The sequence below is a fragment of the Myxococcus llanfairpwllgwyngyllgogerychwyrndrobwllllantysiliogogogochensis genome, from assembly GCF_006636215.1.
Taxonomy (GTDB): Bacteria; Myxococcota; Myxococcia; order Myxococcales; family Myxococcaceae; genus Myxococcus; species Myxococcus llanfairpwllgwyngyllgogerychwyrndrobwllllantysiliogogogochensis.
In genome coordinates this window covers 1-19,642 of record NZ_VIFM01000215.1, presented here as the reverse complement: position 1 = coordinate 19,642, position 19,642 = coordinate 1, and the positions used below count along the sequence as shown (strand labels likewise).

The 19,642-nt window shown below is 68.5% G+C and carries 18 protein-coding genes and 1 pseudogene; 10 read left to right on the top strand and 9 right to left on the bottom strand.

Annotation, left to right across the window (positions count from 1 at the left end; genetic code table 11):
* The 6 genes and pseudogenes from FJV41_RS36530 to FJV41_RS36505 form a co-directional block, all read left to right on the top strand.
* Positions 1–239, top strand: a pseudogene (locus tag FJV41_RS36530) (L-seryl-tRNA(Sec) selenium transferase); the annotation flags it as partial.
* Positions 236–829, top strand: coding sequence for an HNH endonuclease (locus FJV41_RS36525; protein WP_141647233.1), 594 nt, complete (start codon positions 236–238; stop codon positions 827–829). The pseudogene FJV41_RS36530 and the gene FJV41_RS36525, both read left to right, overlap by 4 nt.
* A gap of 222 nt (positions 830–1,051) precedes the next feature.
* Positions 1,052–2,005 carry a MinD/ParA family ATP-binding protein gene (locus tag FJV41_RS36520; RefSeq protein WP_141647234.1) on the top strand — a complete coding sequence of 318 codons (954 nt, stop codon included), beginning with the start codon at positions 1,052–1,054 and terminating at the stop codon, positions 2,003–2,005.
* The gene (locus FJV41_RS36515) at positions 2,002–3,711 is read left to right on the top strand and encodes a helix-turn-helix domain-containing protein (protein WP_141647232.1); all 1,710 of its coding nucleotides are present in this window, start codon (positions 2,002–2,004) and stop codon (positions 3,709–3,711) included. The genes FJV41_RS36520 and FJV41_RS36515 overlap by 4 nt, the downstream gene beginning before the upstream one ends.
* A gap of 84 nt (positions 3,712–3,795) precedes the next feature.
* Positions 3,796–4,059: a hypothetical protein gene (locus FJV41_RS36510; protein ID WP_141647231.1), complete on the top strand. Its 264-nt coding sequence runs from the start codon at positions 3,796–3,798 to the stop codon at positions 4,057–4,059.
* Positions 4,060–4,069: 10 nt separating this feature from the next.
* Entirely contained in the window at positions 4,070–5,113 is a 1,044-nt protein-coding gene (locus FJV41_RS36505; protein ID WP_141647230.1) for an RluA family pseudouridine synthase, read from the top strand.
* Here FJV41_RS36505 and FJV41_RS36500 read toward each other — a convergent pair.
* Together FJV41_RS36500 and FJV41_RS36495 are read right to left on the bottom strand one after the other, a co-directional pair.
* Positions 5,094–6,404: an HD-GYP domain-containing protein gene (locus FJV41_RS36500; RefSeq protein ID WP_141647229.1), complete on the bottom strand. Its 1,311-nt coding sequence runs from the start codon at positions 6,402–6,404 to the stop codon at positions 5,094–5,096. The two genes, FJV41_RS36505 and FJV41_RS36500, sit on opposite strands and share 20 nt — an antisense overlap.
* A 4-nt stretch (positions 6,405–6,408) precedes the next feature.
* The gene (locus tag FJV41_RS36495; RefSeq protein ID WP_141647228.1) at positions 6,409–8,172 is read right to left on the bottom strand and encodes a HEAT repeat domain-containing protein; all 1,764 of its coding nucleotides are present in this window, start codon (positions 8,170–8,172) and stop codon (positions 6,409–6,411) included.
* Between the two features lie 178 nt (positions 8,173–8,350).
* On the opposite strand from FJV41_RS36495, the gene FJV41_RS36490 reads away from it, so the two are divergent.
* The 4 genes from FJV41_RS36490 to FJV41_RS36475 all read left to right on the top strand — a co-directional run bounded on the left by FJV41_RS36490 (position 8,351) and on the right by FJV41_RS36475 (position 10,219).
* Positions 8,351–8,689 carry a hypothetical protein gene (locus FJV41_RS36490; protein ID WP_141647227.1) on the top strand — a complete coding sequence of 113 codons (339 nt, stop codon included), beginning with the start codon at positions 8,351–8,353 and terminating at the stop codon, positions 8,687–8,689.
* A gap of 79 nt (positions 8,690–8,768) precedes the next feature.
* Complete coding sequence (locus FJV41_RS36485) at positions 8,769–9,167, top strand: hypothetical protein (RefSeq protein ID WP_141647226.1); 399 nt, start codon at positions 8,769–8,771, stop codon at positions 9,165–9,167.
* A 68-nt stretch (positions 9,168–9,235) separates the two neighbouring features.
* A complete protein-coding gene (locus FJV41_RS36480; RefSeq protein ID WP_141647225.1) occupies positions 9,236–9,739 on the top strand; it encodes a hypothetical protein in 504 nt (167 codons plus the stop codon).
* A 51-nt stretch (positions 9,740–9,790) separates the two neighbouring features.
* Positions 9,791–10,219 (top strand): hypothetical protein, encoded by a 429-nt coding sequence (locus FJV41_RS36475; RefSeq protein WP_141647224.1) that lies wholly within the window; start codon positions 9,791–9,793, stop codon positions 10,217–10,219.
* 79 nt (positions 10,220–10,298) lie between these two features.
* On the opposite strand, the gene FJV41_RS36470 is transcribed toward FJV41_RS36475, so the two are convergent.
* The 7 genes from FJV41_RS36470 to FJV41_RS36440 all read right to left on the bottom strand — a co-directional run.
* Positions 10,299–12,761 carry an OPT family oligopeptide transporter gene (locus tag FJV41_RS36470; protein WP_141647223.1) on the bottom strand — a complete coding sequence of 821 codons (2,463 nt, stop codon included), beginning with the start codon at positions 12,759–12,761 and terminating at the stop codon, positions 10,299–10,301.
* Between the two features lie 158 nt (positions 12,762–12,919).
* Positions 12,920–13,807 (bottom strand): RNA polymerase factor sigma-32, encoded by an 888-nt coding sequence (locus tag FJV41_RS36465; RefSeq protein ID WP_141647222.1) that lies wholly within the window; start codon positions 13,805–13,807, stop codon positions 12,920–12,922.
* Positions 13,808–14,265: 458 nt separating this feature from the next.
* Positions 14,266–16,320 (bottom strand): transglutaminase TgpA family protein, encoded by a 2,055-nt coding sequence (locus tag FJV41_RS36460; RefSeq protein ID WP_181791172.1) that lies wholly within the window; start codon positions 16,318–16,320, stop codon positions 14,266–14,268.
* Positions 16,317–17,288 carry a DUF58 domain-containing protein gene (locus FJV41_RS36455; protein ID WP_141647220.1) on the bottom strand — a complete coding sequence of 324 codons (972 nt, stop codon included), beginning with the start codon at positions 17,286–17,288 and terminating at the stop codon, positions 16,317–16,319. Before FJV41_RS36455 ends, FJV41_RS36460 begins: the two co-directional genes overlap by 4 nt.
* Positions 17,285–18,268: an AAA family ATPase gene (locus tag FJV41_RS36450; RefSeq protein ID WP_141647219.1), complete on the bottom strand. Its 984-nt coding sequence runs from the start codon at positions 18,266–18,268 to the stop codon at positions 17,285–17,287. Before FJV41_RS36450 ends, FJV41_RS36455 begins: the two co-directional genes overlap by 4 nt.
* Before the next feature lie 84 nt (positions 18,269–18,352).
* Positions 18,353–18,673, bottom strand: a complete 321-nt coding sequence (locus FJV41_RS36445; RefSeq protein ID WP_141647218.1) for an STAS domain-containing protein — start codon at positions 18,671–18,673, stop codon at positions 18,353–18,355.
* A 224-nt stretch (positions 18,674–18,897) separates the two neighbouring features.
* On the bottom strand, positions 18,898–19,642 hold a 745-nt coding region (locus FJV41_RS36440), incomplete at its 5' end, for a lytic transglycosylase domain-containing protein (RefSeq protein ID WP_246137637.1).

The window sequence follows — 19,642 nt, the reverse complement described above, 5'->3', positions numbered from 1 at the left end:
GGGTGGTGGGACAGGTGGGCGGGGGTGCCATGCCGCTGGCCCGGTTGCCTTCCTTCGCGTGCAGCCTCACCGTAGGTGCACCGGAATCATTCCTCGAACGCCTGCGCGGCGGCGAAGTGCCGGTTATTGGCAGGATCGCGGATGGCGAGGTGGTCCTCGACGTCCGCTGTCTCGCGAAGGAGGAACTCGCGTCGGTCGCTGAAAGCGTGGCGACCGCAAGTCCCGGGAAACCACCATGATCAACAGCGCCGTCCTCGTACTCAACCGGTACTACCAACCGGTGCACGTCACGTCGGTGAAGCGGGCGTTCTCGCTGCTGTATCAGGGCGTCGCCAAGGCGATTGACCAGCAGTACCGACTCTACGAGTTCGCCGATTGGGCGGCACTGAGCGCCACCAACGACTGCATCACCACCATCAACCGGACCATCCGCGTTCCCCGGGTGCTGGTGCTCAGCGCGTATGACCATCTCCCGCGTGGGAGGGTGCGTTTCTCCCGGCTCAACATCTACGCGCGCGACGCGGACACCTGTCAGTACTGTGGCAAGAACCTCCCCCGCAGCGATTTGAACCTGGACCACGTCATGCCTCGGACCCAGGGCGGCAAGACGACGTGGGAGAATGTCGTGTGCTCGTGCGTGCCGTGCAACCTGAAGAAGGGGGGCCGCACGCCGGAGCAGGCCGACATGAGACTGCTCAAGAAGCCGGTGCGCCCGCGCTGGACTCCGCTGTTCCGAGGCGCTTCGCGCAAGGTGACGTATCAGGAGTGGCTGCCTTTCCTGCACCTCGCGGACGCGTCGTACTGGAACGTGGAGCTGCTGGACGAGTAGGGCGGAGCGCTCGGTCGCCTGTTCACTGGTCAGCCATGCGAGCCCTGTAAATCTGGGTGTCATCCCTCTCGGTGGTGGGGGGATTGATCGACGAAATGGCCGGGGATTGGCGGGGAGTCGACTCGGGCGGTAGGACGGGCTTTGATGCGACCGCCCATGTCCAAACCTTCGCGAGCGCCCCTGGCCGATGCCCGTGCCCTGGGGACCCCGACCTCCGAGCCGGTGCAGTCGGGGCCGCCGGGATTGGGACGACGTGCGCGGCCCCGTCGCATCATCGCCGTGGGCGGCGGCAAGGGTGGCATTGGCAAGTCGATGGTGTCCGCCAACCTGGGCGTGGCGCTGGCGCAGTCCGGGCTGAACGTGTTGCTGGTGGACGCGGACCTGGGCGGGGCCAACCTTCACACGTGTCTGGGTGTGGGGCAGCCGGAGGCGACGCTGTCCGACTTCTTGCGGCGCAACAAGGCGCGGCTGGAGGACGTCATCGTCCCGACAGGGGTGCCTCGGCTGTCGCTCATCGCGGGCGCGCAGGACGCGCTGGACGCGGCCAACCTCAAGTACGCGCAGAAGCAGAAGCTCTTGAAGACGCTGCTGGGGGCGCAGGCGGACTACCTCATCCTGGACCTGGGCGCGGGCACGAGCTTCAACACCATCGACTTCTTCATCATGGCGGACCATGGGCTGCTGGTGGTGTTGCCCGAGCCCACGTCGGTGGAGAACGCGTACCGCTTCGCGAAGGCGGCCTTCTTCCGGCGGTTGCAGCAGATGGAGGCCGAGTACGGCATCGGGGACCTGGTGGACAGCGCCCTGACGACCCGGGAGGGCTCGCTGCGCACGCTGCATGACGTGCTCGAGCAGGTGAGGCGCAAGGACCCCGTGGGTGCGGAGCGACTGGAGCGAGAGCTGGCGGCCTTCCGCATCCGGCTGGTGGTGAACCAGGCCCGGACGGACGCGGACCTGAACGTGGGAACAGCCGTGGCCTCCGCGTGGAAGAAGTTCTTTGGGATCGACATGGATGACCTGGGTGCCATCCGGTATGACGATGAGGCGTGGCGCGCGGTGCGAAAGCGGCGCCCCGTATTGATTGAGCGGCCGGATTCCCCGGCGGCTCTGGCCATTCAACGCATCGCCTCGCGCTTGCTCGCAATCGACGGAACGCCCATTCCCGCCACGCCATGAAGCCCTTCGCGCAGCAGACCTATTACGAGCTCCTGGAGGTCCCTGTCACCGCGCAGATGGAGGAGATCCACGCCGCCTATTCGCGGTTGATGGAACTCTATGCGCCGGACTCCATCGCGGTGTACGCGCTCGTGGATGCGGATCAGGTGGACGCCCTCCGCGCCCGGATGACGGAGGCGATGGAGATCCTCACGGACGCCGACCTGCGCGTCGAGTACGACAAGGACCTGGGCCTGCCCGCGCGCAAGGTGGCCGAGGCCGTGACGGCACCCGCGAAGGACTCCGGCCCCGTGCAGCGCGCGGCCGAGGCGCTCGCGAGCGCGGTGGAGTCGTCGGCTTCGTCCTCTGCCTCCGAGGCAGGGAAGGGGACGGAGGAGCCGGAGCCCGAGCTGAGTGGGCCGGCGGCGTTCCGGGCCAGCTTCGTCAGTGGCTATTCGCTGTCGTACGTGACCAGCTCCTTGCAGTCCGCGCCATTCGGCGGTGGGTTCGTGGGCATGCCTGCGGCAGGCAGGGTGGACGTCGGGTCTTCGCCCGCGCGCGGTGAGTCTGCCCCGGCGAATGTCGCGGAAGCGCGGACGGCGGAGAGCGTCGTGGCGCAGTCGAGCGCGGCGGGTTCCGCTTCGGTGGAAACAAGCGCGGATTCGTCCTCCGCCACGTCGTCGGCCGTCGTTCCGGCCAGTGCCGCCGCCGAGGCGTCGAACTCCGAGGCTCCCGACACCGCGAGCGCGACGAGCGCCCAGTCCGTGCCGGGCGTCGAGGCGCCCACCAGCGCGAGTGCGGTCACTGCCCAGGCGGCGTCGAGCACCGAGGCTCCCGACAGCGCGAGTGTCGTAACTGCCCAGGCGGCGTCGAGCACCGAGGCTCCCGACAGCGCGAGTTCGGTGGCAGCTCAGGCGGCGTCGAGCACCGAGGCTCCCGACACCGCGAGCGCGACGAGCGCTCAGCCCGTGCCGAGCGTCGAGGCGGCCATCAGCGCGAGTGCGGTAGCTGCCCAGGCGGCGTCGAGCACCGAGGGCGCCAGCACGAGCACTGCGGAGTCGGCCGGTGCGAGCGCGGAGGCTCAAGGCACCGAGGTTCCCGCGAGTCCCATCGCATCGACGCCAGCAGCCGCAGAGGAGCCCCCGGTCGACGAGGCTTCCGTTGCGTCGAACGCGCAGGACGCTTCCTCTCAGCCGGTTGCACCCGTGTCGGCGGAGCCCCCCGCGCCCGAGCCGGCCACGTCCATCGTCGTGACGCCAACGACAGGTCGGTCGACGGGCACATCCCGTTCCATGCCTTCGACCGCGTCTGGCACGGGGGCGTCCGCGCAGACCCGGGGCGGCTCGGGTCGTCAGTTGGGAGAGGCACAGGTGCTCTCCCAGGACTCGGCCATCGCCACGGCCGAAGCCGCCCTGGCCCAGGTCTCCGCCCGCGTGCGCGATGTCCGTCCGCGCCTCCCGGACATCCCCGCCGACGCCGAGTTCAACGGCGAGCTGCTGCGCAGGGTCCGGGAGACTCGGGGCTTCACGCTCCATCAGGTGGCGGATCGCACCCGTATCTCCTTGCGTCATCTGGAGAACGTGGAGGCGGACCGTTACACGCTGCTGCCTCCGCCCGTGTACCTGCGAGGAATCCTCATGAACCTGGCCCGCGAGCTGGGGTTGGATCCGCTCCAGGTGTCCAGGAGCTATCTGGGCTTGGCTTCTGAGAAGTCGGGCAAGAAGTGATGCTGACCCGGGGAGCTGCCAACCTGCGCTCGTACCACAAGGAAAGTTGACTCCCCTCCGAGCGGTGCCTATGTAGGGAGGACGATGACGGACGAGGAAAAGATCAAGGCGATGCGGCTCGCCCGTGCGATTGCCTCGGATATCTCGCTCTACAACGAGCAGAAGATCATCAAGGGTATCGAGCAGGACAACCTCTTCGAGGTCCTCAAGGAGGAGCTGGAAGAGGGACGTGAGCTCTACAAGAGCCGCGTCAGCCAGGATGTCTACACGAACGCGAACTTCTTCGAGCGCGCCATCAACGACATCGTGTTGCGCTCCAAGGCGCACGTGAAGTCGAAGATCTGGTAGTCCGCTCCACGTGGCAGCGCCCGACACCCGAGATCATCGCGCCCCGCCGGCCTCACGCGGAGAGCGCATCGACCAGTACCTCGCCACCGTCTTCACCGACCTGACGCGTTCGCGCATCCGGGGCCTCATCGACGATGGGCACGTGCTCGTCGACGGCAGGCCCGTGAAGGCGGCGATGCGCCTTCGCGGTGGCGAGCTCCTCACCCTCCACGTTCCGGCCCCCGTGGCCGCCGCTCCTCAGGCCGAGGAGCTGCCCCTGTCCGTGTTGCATGAGGACAAGGACCTCGTCGTCGTCGACAAGGCGGCGGGCATGGTGGTGCACCCGGGCGCGGGACACGCGACGGGAACCCTGGTCAACGCGCTCTTGCATCGCGTGAAGGACCTGGCCGGCGTCGGCGGCGAGCTGCGCCCCGGCATCGTCCACCGCCTGGACAAGGACACCACGGGCTGCCTCGTCGTCGCCAAGAGCGAGCGGGCCCTCGTCGCGCTCCAGAAGTCCTTCAAGGGGCGCGAAGTCACCAAGACGTATCTGGCGCTGGTTCACGGCGTGCCCCCCGCGCAAGGGCGCATCGAGACGCTCTATGGCCGCCACCCGGTGAACCGTCAGCGCTTCACCGGGAAGGTGCGAGAGGGCAAGCCGGCCATCACCGTCTTCCGCGTGCTCGAGGCCTTTGACGGCGCCGCGCTGGTGGAGGTGGATCTGCTCACCGGCCGGACGCATCAGATTCGCGTCCACCTCACGGAGGCGGGCCACCCGTTGCTCGGGGACACGCTGTACGGCGCCGGGCGCAAGCCGAAGGGTGAGTCCGCGGCCGCGCAGGAGCGGTTGGGACGCCAGGCCCTGCACGCGTGGAAGCTGGCCTTCGCGCACCCGCGCACGGGCAAGGCGCTCTCGCTGGAGGCGCCCCTTCCCGAGGACTTCACCGCCGCGCTCGAGCTGCTGCGGGGCCCCCAGGCGCCACCGGAGCCCGAGCCGAAGGCGAAGCCGAAGAAGGCTCCCGCCCGGAAGACGACGACGAAGAAGCGCGCGGCGGCTACAAGCCGGAAACGCTGAGTGACTGCTGTCGCTTGGACAGCACCTTCACGGGCTGGATGGCCATGACGCGCATGAAGACCTCGAGCAGCTCGGGGTCGAACTTGTTGCGCATCTCCGTCCACATCAGCATCAGCGCGACTTCCGGGCCGTAGGCATCGCGGTACGGGCGCTTGGAGGTGAGCGCGTCGTACGCGTCGCAGATGGCGATGATCTTCGCGTAGGCCCCGAGGTTCGTCTTCGGGATGATCATCTGGATGTTGCCGCGCGAGTCGCGCACCGCGGTACCGAAGTCCGTCTTGTGCTCGAAGGTCGTCACGACGCGCAGAAGGGTGGAGCGGCTGAAGCCCTTCTCCATGAGGATGTTGCGCACGGAGATGAGCGGCGCGCGCTGCACCGCCACGCGCTCCTCCGGAGTCAGCGCCCCGCGCTTGGTGGCCAGCTCCTCCGGCAGCGTCGTCATGCCCGCGTCGTGGAAGAGGGCGATGTAGCCCAGGTCTCGCAGCTGCGGCTTCGTGAGCCCCAGCTCCGCGCCGAAGACGATGCACATCAGGCACACGTTGACCTGGTGGTACACGAGGTAGTCGTCCTCGCGCCGCATCGTCGTCATGCCCAGGAAGTGGGTCTTCTGCTCGTAGCTGATGTCCACGAAGTCCTGCACCAGCCGCAGGGCCTTGGACGCGTTGATGGGTTTGCCCGCGCGCACCGACTCCAGGTACTTGCTGAGGAAGAACACCGAGCGGGCATAGACGGTCATCGCGTACTTCTTGCGATCGACCTTCTGGTCGCCCACGTTGTTCATGTCCTTGTCGAGCTTCTCCTTGAGCTTGGAGAACTTGGCCACCCGCATGTTGAGCAGCTTGCGGCCCGCGAGTCCGTCCTCCTCGGAGGTGCTCGACTGCTCCTTGCTGAAGATCCAGATGAAGTTCTTCAGGTCCGGCACCGTCACCGGCTTGGTGAGCGTGAAGCCGCCGACGTCCTTGGCGCGCATCTCCGTCAGGAGATATCGCTGGTTCTCGATGGAGTTCAGGTCAACCTTCACCAGCATGCTGTTCAGGTAGAAGGAGTCCTTGACGCCCGCCAGCTCCAGTCGGCCTTCCTTGCCGATGATCTGGTTGATGATGTCCTGGAGCTGGTGCAGTGGCTTCTGGAAGACGCCGTTCTCCGGGTCATACATCTTCACGGAGCGCACCAGCATGTAGAGGCCGGCGACCATGGAGCGCGAGAGGGCCTGGAGCTTCTCGTTGTGCTCGCGGCCGAACTCGTTGGTGCTCTCGTCCTGGCTCTGGGTGATTTTGAGGTTCTCAGCCATGGGCTTATGCCTCCTCTGGGAGCGCCGAGTCACCGAACAGCGTCTTGCGCGTCTGGTACATCGCCTTGCGCGCCGCCGTGAGCAGTTCCACCGGCTGGGTGCGGTCCTCGACGATGGCCTGCATCATTTTGTAGCTCTGGATGGAGCAGGCGCCCTGGAGCCCGGCGACGGCCAGCATCTTGTCTTCCAGCACGCGCTTCTTGTTGAGCAACGAGGGCTTCACCGCCAGCAGTTGCTGCATGTGCGAGAGCGCGCCCGGCGTGCCCGTCGCACCGACGGCCGCGTAGAAGGCGGTGCGCTCGTCGGGCGTCTTCTTGTCGAACGCGGGCTCTCGAATCAGGCGCATCAAGTCGGAGAACGCCTTGTCGCGATCAAACTCCGGCAGCATCCGGGCCGCCACCATGCGCACCTGGGAGACGGGGTCCGCGAGCGCCTCGAAGATGAGGCGGCGCGCCTCGCCCGTGCGCCCGCGCCCGATGATGTTGAGCACCTCCAGCTTCACCACCAGGTTGGGGCTCTTGAGCACCTGACCGAACATCTTGATGCGCTCGGGGTGGTTGCTCTTCTCCAGCACGTACACCATGTCGCGCACCGTCTGCGGACGGTCTGAGATCAGCCGCGCCACGAAGGGCTCCGGCAGCTCTCTCGCGACGACGGCCAGCGCGTCACACAGGAGCGCGCGGTTCTCCGGAATCTCCAACGTCTCCAACACCGTGAGCAGGGGGATGACGGAGTCGCGGCCCAGCGCCTGGAGGTAGCGCGTCACGTCCGCGGGGTGCTTGGGACGAGAGCCCTTGAGCGACTCGCCCAGGCGCATCAACCGCTGCTCCTCGCCCATCTTGTGCAGGAAGGACTCGAGCAGCTTCTCCAGCGGCGCGCCGCCTTCCTTCTGCGACAGCGCGCGCAGCTTGAGGACGATTTGATTGATGGTGCCGAAGTCGTCCTGGAGCAGCAGCATGTCCAGCAACTGCACGAAGATTTCCTCGAGCAGCGCGCCGTCCTCGACGCCACCTTCCACCACCTGGAACACGGCGCTCACCAGCTTGGGGAACAGCCGCGCGCCTTCTTCCTCCGACACCTCGCGCTGGAGCTTCGCCTTCAGGTCATCCGACGCATGCCGCCCGCCGACGACGAGGCCGCGAATCTGCTCCACGCCGTCCAGCTTCGCGTCCAGGTCCTCCGCGGACACGCGAGCGAAGCGCAGGTAGTCGTCCGAGTTCGTCTGCAGGCGCGCGTAGAGGTAGCCCACCACCTTGTCCACCTCGACCTGCACCTCGTCTTCGCTGGCGTTCTCCATGGAGAAGCCTTCCACCACGACGTACTCGACGTGCTCCATGCCCGCGCGCCACAGCTGGGCCAGCACGTCCTCGGCGCCGCGCTCCGGCTCCGACAGGGAAATCATCGTGAAGGTGACCAGCTCCTCCACGACGAGGCCGGGACGGAAGATGAGCTGACGGATGCCGTCGCGGAAGAACTTGTACGGGAGCGGCGTGTCCTCGGTGAAGAGCGAGTCGTTGTGCAGCGTCAGGTTCTGCTGCTCGACCTTGAGCGACAGGGGCCCGTACTTCTCGGTGTACTGGGTGATGGACTCCAGCGCCTTGGCGAGGAACTCCGGGAAGCGCGCATCGTTGTGGCGGTACATGCCAATCTGCTTGATGCCCTTGAGCAGGTGGAACGCGAACGTGCGCGCCAGCTCCACCTTCTCGCGGACCTCCGGCGTCTGCTCCGGCTCCGTGCTCGCTTCCTGGGTCTTTTGGGGATGGGCCATGCGCGTGCAACTCTCCGCTCGGGCGGTATCACCAGCCTACCGCGAAATCCTCCGGGGCCCCAGCCGGCGGAGGTTGGAAGTTCGCGGACTTGGATGACATGGGTCTACCTCGACGCCGTCGCCCTGGAATTACCGGGTATCTTGCGTGGGCCGGCGTACCGGGAGGAGTGTCGAGCGCATGCTGCGAGTCATGGCCTGTGGGGTATTGCTGCTGGGGCTGACGGGGTGCTTCCGGATGAGCGTGCGGACGGGCGCCCCGCGAGACGGGCTCCCGGAGGCGCGCACGGGCGTGAGCCTGGTGTACGGGCTGTCGACGGCCAACGTGTCGGCGGCGGAGTGTCGCCACGGGGTGTCGCGTGTGGACGTGTATTGGCCCTGGTGGGGCGCGCTCGTCTACGTGGGCACGGTGGGCTTCGTCACGCCGCTGCGCACGGAGTACGTATGCGCGGAGGGCACCACGTCCACGCAGGCGGCGCCCGAGCGGGAGCAGGTGCCGGACTCCATCGCGCCGCTCTGAAGTGGTGTGTCAGAGGCTCTTCGTAGAGTTCTTTTCAAGGGGCCAGAAACACCTGGCCTCCCTTGAGCAAGGAATTCACATGCATGATGTCTTGAAGCACGGAGCCTCGGCTTTCTGTGTCGCGACGCTGTTGGCCGCTCCCGCTGCCTTCGCTGGTTTCGAGACCGAGTCCGCGAACTGCTACAAGAACGCGGATGGCTCCGGTCGGTGCCACGGCAGTCTCCTTGGCTTTCGCAACCACGTCGGCGCCAGCACCCAGGCGTCCTTCACCCGGGTGAGCAACGCCGCGCCGTACTTCTCCGCGGCCCTCACCTCGGGCGCGACGACGACGTACTTCAACTGCACGGCCAATACGGCGACGGCGGCGCAGTGGAGCAAGGCCATGAACCACGGGGGCTTCTTCTCCATCTACTGGTCGGCCGCGGGTGAGTGCTATTCGCTGTTCCTGATCAACGGCAGCCAGTACTCGCATTTCTGATCCACTCCATGACAACCCAGGTGTTGCGTGGCTGGCTTCCAAGCCTGACCACAGCCGTGGGGTGCGCCGTGGGGTGCTGGCTCGCGGTGAGCCAGGCGCAGCAATCCCAGGCGCAGCGAATGGAGCAGCTCACCGACGAAGTGGGTTCGCTGCGCCGGGCGCTGGAGTCCAGCTCCCACGCGACTGGAGCGAGCCCGGTGGGCACCGCCACCATCCTCGCTCCGCGGGAGAGTCGTCTCTCCGTCGAGGACCAGGAGGCCATGGCCTTGCGGGTGGCCACCTTGCTGAAGGAGTCGGGAGGGCCCGTCGCGGGCTCTTCCGAGCCGGAGGCTCCCGTTCCCACCGCGCCAGAGCCGTCTTCGGAGCAGCGCGAGGCCGTGGCGCGTGCGGGCATGATGGTGGACCGGGTGGTCTCCAGCGGGCGCATGACAGCCGAGGACGTTCTCGAGATTCGACGTGAACTCGTCCACCTTCGAGGTCGCCCCGAGGCGGACGCGCTCCGCAAGCAACTCGTCGTCGCCATCAACCAGGACCGGCTCGTCCCCGCGCCGGGTTTCGATGGCCTGCCGTAAGCCTCACTTCCCTTTGAGCAGTCGAACGACGCAAGGCTCAGGAGTCACAACATGAAGCAGCTCTCTTTTTCGAAGCCCCTTCTCCGCGGAGTTCTGTTCCCTGGGGTGGCGCTCGCTGTCCTGGGGCTCGCTCCCGTCGCGTGGGGAGGACTCCAATCACAGACAGTCTTCTGCCAGAAGAACGCGGATGGCTCGGGACTCTGCTACGGCAATTTCGTCGGCTTCCGTGAGGACGCGACGTCGACCTCGTCCGCGTCCTTCCGTGAAGACCTGATGACCGGCACGCGCAGCTTCGACTCGTGGTCCACCCCGCCAGGTGGCACCAGCCCGGTTGTCTACACCTGCATCCCCAACGCCGCCGTCTCCGCGCTCTGGGAGCAGGCCCTGAGCAACCGGGGCTTCTTCCGGGTGAGCTGGGACGCGAGCGGCACCTGCGACTATCTCAGGCTCGTCAACAGCTCGCAGAACACGAACTTCTAAGGCCGCCAGCCGTTTCGGATTTCAACGGTGTCTGGAGGAACGGCGCTCCCAGCCAGGGGAGCGCCGTCACCTCACAGGCCTACTTACCGGGCGGCGGTGACACCGCGGCGCTGGTGCCCTTGAGGGCGGAGCGCAGCAGGAACAGCGTCAGGCCGGCGAAGAAGAGCAGGCCCCACAGGTTGGACCAGAGGGGACTCGCCAGCTCGCTCTCGCCCACCGCGTTGAGGAAGCCACCGAAGGCGCCCTCGTGGCCGAACACGGCCGGCAGGTTGATGGCGCGTGAGCCCGCGCCGTCCGTGGCGATTTCGAGGAAGGCGATGAGCACGCCGGCAATCGAGCCACCGGCGATGTAGCCGGAGGAGAGCAGGGTGCCCGGCGAGAAGTCGGACTCGCTGCCACCGCGCAGGCGGTCCACGAGGTAGCGCACCATGCCGCCGACGAAGAGCGGCGCGCTGCTGCTGATGGGCAGGTACACGCCCACCGCGAAGGGCAGCGAGGACACGCCGCACAGCTCCAGCATCAGCGCGATGAACACGCCCAGCAGCACCAGGTCCCACGGCAGCCGCTGCGTGAGGATGCCGTCGATGATGAGCGAGAACAGCTGAGCCTTGGGCGCGGCGTAGCGGGTGAGGGCCTGCCCCTCGTAGGAGCTGATACGGCCGCCGATGCCCGGGTCCACCACGTACTGGATGCTGCCGCCGTCATCCACCAGGTACTTGCCCGCGGGCACCGGAGTGTCCGCGCCGCGCACGTAGCCTTCCTTGAAGGTGCGCTGGGGGCCCTCGGTGATGGCGCCGAGCTCCGACACCTTCACCTGCGAGCCGCCCGTGGGGCTCAGCGTCACGCCGCTGACGTCCTGCGCGCTCACCTGCCGCCAGCTGCGCAGCTCCAGCGCTCCGCCCTGCGAGGCCAGGTCATAGCCCTGCGCCCAGGCCGCCTTGCGCAGCGCGGCCTCGTCCAGCCCGCGCGACGTCAGGGACTGCGCGGACACGGCCCACGGGAAGGTGTACTGCGTGCGCGTCTCCTGGGTCATCTCCGTGACCTGCACGCCGGGGTGCGGCTCCGGAATCGTCACGGTGGCGCCCTTGTTCAGCGTCACCAGCACCAGGCCGATGAACATGGCGCTGGTCAGCACGCCCACGAAGAGGGCGATCTGCTGCTTCTTGGGGGTGCCGCCCACCAGGTAGGCCGTCTTCAAGTCCTGCGCGGTGGTGCCGCCGTTGGAGGCGGCGATGCCGACGATGGCCGCCGTGGTGAGGGCCATGAAGCGGTCCTCGGAGCTGGTCCACCCGAGCAGCAGGTACACGAGGCAGGTGACGAGCAGCGTGGCCACCACCATGCCGGAGATGGGGTTGGAGGAGCTGCCAATCTCACCGGTGATTCGTGCGCTCACCGTCACGAAGAAGAAGCCGAAGACGATGATGAGGATGGCGGAGATGAAGTTCACCTCCAGCGGCGGCGCCAGCCAGATGAGGAGCACCAGGGCCACGCTGCCCACCAGCACCACGGTGATGGGGAGGTCCTGCTCGGTGCGAAGCAGCTGCGGTCCGCCGCCTTGCCCGCGCGAAGCCTTGAGTGACTCCACGCCGCGCTTGAACGCGCCGATGATGGTCGGCAGCGAGCGGATGAGGCTGATGAGGCCGCCCGTCGCCACGGCGCCCGCGCCGATGTAGAGCACGTAGGCGTTGCGAATCTGGTCCGGGGACATGTCCCGGATGAGCGCGCCGTTGTGCACCAGCAGCGGCTGGTCCAGCCCCGCGCCGAAGAAGGAGATGGCGGGGATGAGGATGAGGTAGCTCAGCACGCCACCGGCGAAGGTGATGGCCGCCACGCGCGGGCCGATGATGTAGCCCACGCCGAGCAGCTCCGGGCTCACCTCGGTCGACAGCGTCGCGCTCTTGAGTCCCTTGAGCGGCGTGCTCAGCACCTCGCGGAACAGCTTCATGCCGGAGTATGCGAACTTGTAGATGCCGCCCACCAGGAAGCCGATGATGACCGTGCGCGCGTTGGTGCCGCCCTGCTCACCGACGATGAGCACGTCCGCGCTGGCTGTCCCTTCAGGGTAGGGCAGCTTGCCGTGCTCCTGGACGATGAGGCCCTGGCGCAGCGGAATCATCATCAGCACGCCGAGCACACCGCCCAGCGCCGCCACGAGGAAGGCGTGCGTCAGGCTGATGTCGTAGCCCAGGAGCAGCAGGGCGGGCAGCGCCGCGGCGACGCCGAAGGCCAGCGACTCACCCGCCGAGCCCGTCGTCTGGACGATGGTGTTCTCCAGGATGTTCGACTTGCCCAGCGCCCGGAAGATGGCGATGGAGAGCACCGCCACCGGAATCGACGCCGACACCGTGAGGCCGACCTTGATGGCCAGGTACACGGACGAGGCGGCGAACACGATGCCCAGGACCGAGCCGAGCACCAGGGCTCGAATCGTCATCTCCGTGGGCGACTGTTCAGGTGGGACGTACGGGATGTGCAGGTGCGGCGCGTGCGATTGCGAGATCGGGACGCGCTCGTCGACGACCGGCGGGGTACCGTGGGCCAAGCGAAGGGCTCCTTACGAGGGAATCCGGCCCCTTCTAGCAGGGCCCCGCCCGCCAGCGAAGTGATGGCCCACAAATGACAAGCGCCCCCACCCCGAGTGGGGAGGAGGCGCCTGGCGTCCCGCACTCAGCGGGACCGACCTGCCGCGTCAGACACGGCTCACTGCTGCATCGCCGCGGCGTCCGGATCCACCTCCGCCATCAGCGCCGCCAGCTCCGCCTTCAGCTTGTCCTTGGCGCGAATCTCCAGCTGACGGGCACGCTCCCGGGAGAACCCGAAATGCTCGCCCAGCTCCTTGAGCGTCATGGGGCGCTCGTTCATCACCCGCTGCTCGATGATGAAGCGCTCGCGGGGGTCCAACCGCATCAGCGCGGTGCGGACGCGGGCGTTGATGAGGCCCGCCTCTTCCTTGTCCGCGAACTCGTCATCCTGCGGCGCGGCGGCGCTCACCACGAAGTCCACGTGGCTGTTGCCACCGTCCTCGCCCATGGGCGCGTCCAGGGACAAGTCCCGGCCGCCCATGCGCTGCTCCATCTCCCGCACCTCGCCCGGCTTCACGTGCAGGCGGCGGGCAATCTCCTCCACGTTCACCACGGCCTCGCCGTTGCCAAACTTCTCCAGCTCGCGGCGCGTGCGCGCCAGACTGAAGAACAGCTTCCGCTGAGCCTGCGTGGTGCCGAGCTTCACCAGCGACCAGCTCTTGAGGATGTAGTTCTGGATGTACGCGCGAATCCACCACACCGCGTAGGAGATGAGACGGATGCCCTTGTCCGGGTCGAACTTCTGCACGGCCTTCATCAGGCCGATGTTCCCCTCCTGGATGAGGTCCGACATCTTGATGCCGTAGGAGCGGTACTCGTAGGCGACCTTCACCACGAAGCGCAGGTTGGAGGTGACCAACCGGTGGCCGGCGGCCAGCTCGCCGCGGATGAAGCTGCGCGCAAGTGCCTGCTCCTCCTCCACGGTGAGGAGGTTGTAGTGGTTGATCTCCGAGAGGTACATCGCCAGGGAGCCGGAGTTGGACGACTGCTCGGTGGACGCCTGCATGGATGGTTTCTCCCGACGTGGGGCCCCGCTGACGAGGCCGCTAGGTTTTCGGACCGCTTGACGACTGAACGAAGGCTGTCAGGAGCAACCGCGGTGCCAGCGCGAAGTCCCACACCTTCCCCAATGTCTGCGGGGGGTTGGCGGATGCTGCGCTCATGTACAAAGAAGGAGGGCTGTAACGGTTACGGCCGCTCTGGGAACTCGCCGCGACTTCTCGGCTGTAGAATGTGCCCGTCTGTGCACGACACGCCTCCTCAAGAGGAGCGCCAGGGCCCTTCGGCCGTTGACGCGAAGCGAGCGAGGGGGCCCAGCAGCCAGGCAAGGGAACCCCTGGCGACAGGGCCGCCTGGGCCGCTGTCGTCTTCCCGTGAAGAACGGCTAACGACGGCGCCGGATGCTGGCCGGGAGCATTTTCCGCGCGCGAAGGGACGCCCGAGGGGCATCCGGACTCGCGAGCGTCAGGACGCGCGAGCCCGGGGCTCCGACGCGCGGGCCCGCTGGGCCTCCAGCTTCACGTGGGCCGCGACGGATTGCTGGAGGGCGCGCAGCAACTGGTCCGCTTCGCCCTGGCGCAGGGGGCGTCCACCGAAGCGTGCTTCCAGGTAGCGCCGGGTGACGGGTGCCAGCGCGAGCGCCAGCGGATGTCTCTCGCGAGCCAGCCGCGCATCCAGGTCCTCGAGCGTCTCGCCTTCGCCACGCACCAGTCGCGCCGGGACGAGCATCGCCTCCACCGCGTCGACGAAGCGCGTGGCCGCGTGCGGGCGAGGCCGCCCCGCCAGCCGCGTCACCAGTCGCCACGCCGCATAGACGACCATGCCCGCCACCAGGGCGGCGCCCCAGGCCCGGGCAGGAGGCAGGCGGCTCCTCGCGGTGTTCTCGGCGCCCTTCGGCGGGCGCACCAGCGCGCGCGCCACGTCCACCTGGTCCCGGAAGGAGTAGTCGACGACGGAGTTGCGCCACCGCGACTCCAGCGCTTCATACAGCCCGAGCAGCCGCTGGAGCAGCCGTGAGCCCTGGCTGGGGCGGTGGGCGGGCGGCGTCGCGTCCACGGTCACGAAGCCCCGCTCGGGCACCAGCACGTGGGTCCATGCGTGCGCGTCGCCGGCCCGCAGGACGTAGCCGTCATTGACGCGCTCTCCGCCGAAGAAGCCCGTGGCCAGCCGCGCGCGGATGCCCTGGGTGCGCAGCATCAGCGTGAGCGCGGTGGCGAAGTGCTCGCAGTGTCCGGCCTTTCGGTCGAAGAGGAAGTCCGCCAGCGGATCCTCCCGCTCGCCATTCTGCTCCAGCGTGTACGCGTGCTCGCGCTGGAGCCACGTGGCCAGCTTCTGCGCCGCGGCCAGGGGCTCTCGCTCGCCATTGAGCACGCGCGCCGCCGTCTGCGCGACGCGAGGATCCAACGCCTCCGGCAGCGCCAGCAGCGCGTCCTGCTCCTCGGAGGGCAGCTTCCGGAAGGAGTCGCCGCTGCCGCCCGGAGGCAGGCTGTAGGCTTCGTATGCGTAGGAGACGCCCGCCTCCAGGAAACGCGCTTCGCCACCCGCCAGCTCCTGGAGCGAGGTGCGCCGGCTGCCGGTGCTGCCATTGGCCACCGCGTTGCCCAGCCGCGACGGCGTCTCCAGGGCGATGAGCGTGCGGGCGCCGTACGCGGGCAGCAGTTCCACGCGCTGGTGGATGAGGTTGTCCCCGCCGGGGCGCAGCGTGAGGAGCGGCTCGCGCTCGCGACGCACGCCTCCCGCGTTCGTCCACTCCATCCCGTCGAAGATGTCGTAGGTGCGGCCCACCCAGTAAGAACCGAGCGCGTCCACTCCGGGGTCCGGGCTCAGCGTCGCGCGCAGGACGATGCGCGGGTTGTCCTTGATGGTGCCCGCGCCGCCCAGCCGCACGGTGTTGGAGAAGCCCGCGGTCGCGGGGCCCAATCCCGGCGCGGCGCGCGGGCCCGTCATGTTCCAGTTCAGGCGGGGGAAGAGGATGAAGAAGGCCATCGCCCCCGCCACCGCGAAGGTGACGCCCGTGCCCAGGGGGCGGAGCACGGCGCGCACCGGGATGGGCTCGCCCTCCGGCACGGCGGCTTCCACCACGCCCAGCGCCATCGACACGCTGGACAGCACGCTGAAGGCCACCAGGAACAGGCCGTAGACCAGCTCGCCCGACAGCGCCGCGCCACCGGCCACCATCAACAGCCCGGACAGGTGCACCTGTCCATCCGTGGCCGGGTCCGGCGCGGACAGCAGCCGATGCGCGGAGATGAGGCCGGCGAAGGCACAGGCCGCGACCACCAGGTTCAGGGCCCCGGACGTGACATTCACCGCCAGCACGGCCGCCACGCCCAGCAGCAGCAGCGCCGTGAGCTTCGCGCGCCGGGCGAACAGGCGCTTGCCGAACAGGGCCGCCACCAGCGCGAAGGCGAAGAGGCCCAGCGTCCACAGCGGGAGCTGGCCCGATACGGCCATCGAAGCGAAGGCGCACCCGGAGGCCACGTCCCGCAGCACCAGTCGCAGCCGGGTGCCCCGCGTCATGCCGCCTCCTCTTCTTCTTCGCGAAGCCCCTCGAAGCCCAGCCACGCCAGGGCCCGGAGGATGCGTTTCTCCTGAGCGGAGCCCGCACCGGAGCGCAGCCGCTGGTCGGTGGTGTTGAGCCCCACCTCATGGCCCTCCTCGAGCAGCCGGTGGGCCAGCGCGGCCACTTCCTCGCAGCGGCGCTCCAGCGCCGCGCCCTCGAGTCCCGGCTCCACGGCGAGCACCCAGGTGCGGCGCTCCTCGCGCTCGCGCTCCACGCGCAGCAGCTTCCCCGCAGACGCGCTCTTGAGCCAGTGGATGCGGCGCGCGTCCTCACCCTCGGCCAGCTCCCGCAGGCCCGTCACGTCTCCGCTGCCGTCGTTGCGGCGGGGGTTGCCCGCGTCGCCCGCGGGCCCGCGCTCCGCGTCCCCCGGCTCCTGGCACGCATAGGCGCGCCGGGGGTAGACGAGCAGCAGTCCTTCGAGCGGGAGCACGCGCGTCTTGGCGAACAGGCCCAGGGGCCACGTCGTCGTGACGCGCACCCCCGTCAGCCGCACCGGCCCCCGGCGAGGCGCGGTGAGGTCGGCCCGCACCACGTGCTCCACGTTCGCCGGCAGGTAGCCCACGCCGCCCCCGCCCACCAGCGGGGAGTCCGCTTCCGAGAAGGTGAGGGCGAAGGCATGGCCCTGCTTGCGGGACACGGCCCAGCGGAAGGCGAAGGGCTCGGCGGCGAAGGCCGCGTCCGTGCCCACGCGCCGCACGGAGATGTCCCGGATGCACCGCTCCGACAGCACGCCGGACACCACCACCATGCTCAAGAGCAGGCCCAGCAGCAGGTACAGCAGGTTGTTGCCGGTGTTGAGCGCGCCCAGGCCCACGCCGAACGTCACCACCAGGTAGGTGCGACCGATGCGCGTCACCTTGAGGGTGCGCGGGGGCCGCAGCCAGACGCGAAGGCGCGCCCAGCGTTGCTTCAGGCGGAGCTTCACCGCGGCGCCGGCACCTTTCGGGTGAGCTCCTCCAGCAGGTGCGCCGCCTCGTCCCGCGCCGCCACGCCCTGCACGGCGCTGCGCAAGAGCACGCGGTGCGCCCAGCACGGCACCAGCACCGCCCGCACGTCCCCCGGCGTCACGAAGTCACGCGCCTCCCACAGCGCCTGCGTCCGAGCCGCCGCGCCCAACGCCAGTACCGCCCGGGTGGAGGCGCCTCGCTCGATGTCGCCGTGCTCACGCGTGGCCCGCGCCAGTCGCACCACGTAGTCGGCCACCGTGCCATCCAGCCGCAGCTCCGCGGAGAGCTCTCGCAGCTGGGCCACTTCCTCGGGGCTGGACACCGTCTGCACGGCATCCAGGGGCGGCGCGCGCCCTCGGGTGGCCAGAAGCTTCGCCTCCACGTCCGGTGCGGGGTGCCCCAGCGACAGGCGCAGCATGAAGCGGTCCAGTTGGGAGTCCGGCAGGGGATAGGTGCCGGAGAAGTCCACCGGGTTCTGCGTGGCCACCACGGTGAAGGGCGAGGGCAGCGCGTGGGTGCTCCCATCCAGCGACACCTGGCCCTGCGCCATGGCCTCCAGCAGCGCGGACTGCGTGCGGGGCGGGGCGCGGTTCAGCTCATCCGCGAGCACCAACTGGCGGAAGAGGGGACCGGGGCGGAACTGGAAGGTGGCCGTCTGCGCGTGGAAGATCTGCGCGCCCAGGATGTCGGCCGGCATCAGGTCCGCGGTGAACTGGACCCGCGCGAAGCTCAGCCCGCACGCGCGAGCCAGGGCCTCCGCCAACGTGGTCTTCCCGACACCCGGCACGTCCTCCAGCAACAGGTGCCCACCAGAGACCAGGCACGTCGCCACCAGCCGGGCCTGGGCTTCCTTGCCCTGGACGGCCCGGCCAAGCTCGGCGGCGATGCGTTCCATCGCCGTGCGCGCGGTTGCGGGGGAGGGGGCGGCGGCGGCGAGAACGCGGGCGGGCTGGTTCATCTGCCGCCACTCTAGCCGACTCCTCCGGGTGCCAACACGCCAGACTCCGGGGCGCCCTCCAGGGACGCCCGCTCCCTTGTCGGCTCAGAGGGAGAGCACGTCCTCGGGGGTGTAGTATGGCCGCCGTGGCGCGACGCTGGCGCCCACCCCGAAGTAGCGGAACATCCGCTCGTGATGCGTGGCCAGCCCGCGCAGCTTCACCGAGTTCGCCATGTTCCGCGTCAACACCCCCACCGCGCTGTCCTTGAACTCGCGCAGATGGGTGAAGTCCAGCACCACCTCACACCCCTTCAGCCCCTCCAGAGACGTCTGGACCTCCTGGGCCGTCTTCCCGTCCAGTATCCCTTCCAAACGAAGGGTGACGTGACCTGCGACGTCCTCGCGGTGGATCTGCAAACCCGCCATTGCTGTGCTCTCCCTTGGATGCCATGTGCGCGCTGTGCCAACGAATTGGGCACGGCGGCAGGAGCACATTCCGGGCCAGTCCAGCGACCGGAAAACCCATGGAAAATCCATGGGGTGCACCGCCGGGCGCGAACACTGCACTGGAACGGGAAGGAATTTCAGCTCTGGGTTGGCAACTTCTACGCGACTGTCAGGTGACGGGCGCCCGGGGTGTTGCCTGGCGATCAACCCTGGCGGTCAATCGTCTTCTGCTGATCGGCCAGGGTGAGCTGACGCTCCTGGTGGGCCTTCAGCTTCCGGAACTCCTTCACCACCTTGGTGGGGTAGCCGGCCATGAACTTCGTGCGCGCTTCCTTCTTCGCGAGGATGCGCCGGGCCAGTCCGGGGCCCGCGTTGTAGGCGACCAAAGCCTTCTCCACGGAGCCGAAGCGCTCGATGAGGTTGGCCAGGTACGCGGTGCCCAGCGCCACGTTCGTCTCCGCGTCGAACAGGTTGGTGCTGCGGCCCAGCCGGAAGCCGGCCTTGTCCGCCAGCCACGTGCCCGTGTCCGGCATCACCTGCATCAGCCCCATGGCCCCCACGTGGGACACCGCGTAGTTGTTGAAGGAGCTCTCGCACTTGATGACGGCGACCACCAGGAGCGGGTCCACGTTGTTGCGCTGGGCCTCGCGGACGATGGCCACCGACAGCCGGCGCTGCTGGTGCACCGGCAGGCCCGACGCCTTCACCAGCTCCACCACGCCCAGCCGCTCCGCCTCCGCGTGGAGCGCCTCGTCCTCGTACGCCTGCAGCTTCGCCAGCGCCGTCTTCAGCTCCAGCTCCCGCTGCTCCAGCCGGGTGCGCAGCTGCGTCACCTCCGCGGGCTCACCCTGCGGACCTGAAGGCACCTGCACCGGAAAGGCCTGGGCACCCGTTCCCACCAGCATCGCAGCCGTCGTCACCGCCACCGTCCAACCCCTCATCCCACCC

Excerpts from the sequence above, each read along its gene's own strand:
- FJV41_RS36465 (WP_141647222.1), bottom strand. The coding sequence starts at position 13,807 with ATGCAGGCGTCCACCGAGCAGTCGTCCAACTCCGGCTCCCTGGCGATG.
- FJV41_RS36445 (WP_141647218.1), bottom strand. The coding sequence starts at position 18,673 with ATGGCGGGTTTGCAGATCCACCGCGAGGACGTCGCAGGTCACGTCACC.
- FJV41_RS36510 (WP_141647231.1), top strand. The coding sequence starts at position 3,796 with ATGACGGACGAGGAAAAGATCAAGGCGATGCGGCTCGCCCGTGCGATT.
- FJV41_RS36485 (WP_141647226.1), top strand. The coding sequence starts at position 8,769 with ATGCATGATGTCTTGAAGCACGGAGCCTCGGCTTTCTGTGTCGCGACG.
- FJV41_RS36460 (WP_181791172.1), bottom strand. The coding sequence starts at position 16,320 with ATGACGCGGGGCACCCGGCTGCGACTGGTGCTGCGGGACGTGGCCTCC.
- FJV41_RS36475 (WP_141647224.1), top strand. The coding sequence starts at position 9,791 with ATGAAGCAGCTCTCTTTTTCGAAGCCCCTTCTCCGCGGAGTTCTGTTC.
- FJV41_RS36525 (WP_141647233.1), top strand. The coding sequence starts at position 236 with ATGATCAACAGCGCCGTCCTCGTACTCAACCGGTACTACCAACCGGTG.
- FJV41_RS36450 (WP_141647219.1), bottom strand. The coding sequence starts at position 18,268 with ATGAACCAGCCCGCCCGCGTTCTCGCCGCCGCCGCCCCCTCCCCCGCA.
- FJV41_RS36490 (WP_141647227.1), top strand. The coding sequence starts at position 8,351 with ATGCTGCGAGTCATGGCCTGTGGGGTATTGCTGCTGGGGCTGACGGGG.
- FJV41_RS36495 (WP_141647228.1), bottom strand. The coding sequence starts at position 8,172 with ATGGCCCATCCCCAAAAGACCCAGGAAGCGAGCACGGAGCCGGAGCAG.
- FJV41_RS36515 (WP_141647232.1), top strand. The coding sequence starts at position 2,002 with ATGAAGCCCTTCGCGCAGCAGACCTATTACGAGCTCCTGGAGGTCCCT.
- FJV41_RS36500 (WP_141647229.1), bottom strand. The coding sequence starts at position 6,404 with ATGGCTGAGAACCTCAAAATCACCCAGAGCCAGGACGAGAGCACCAAC.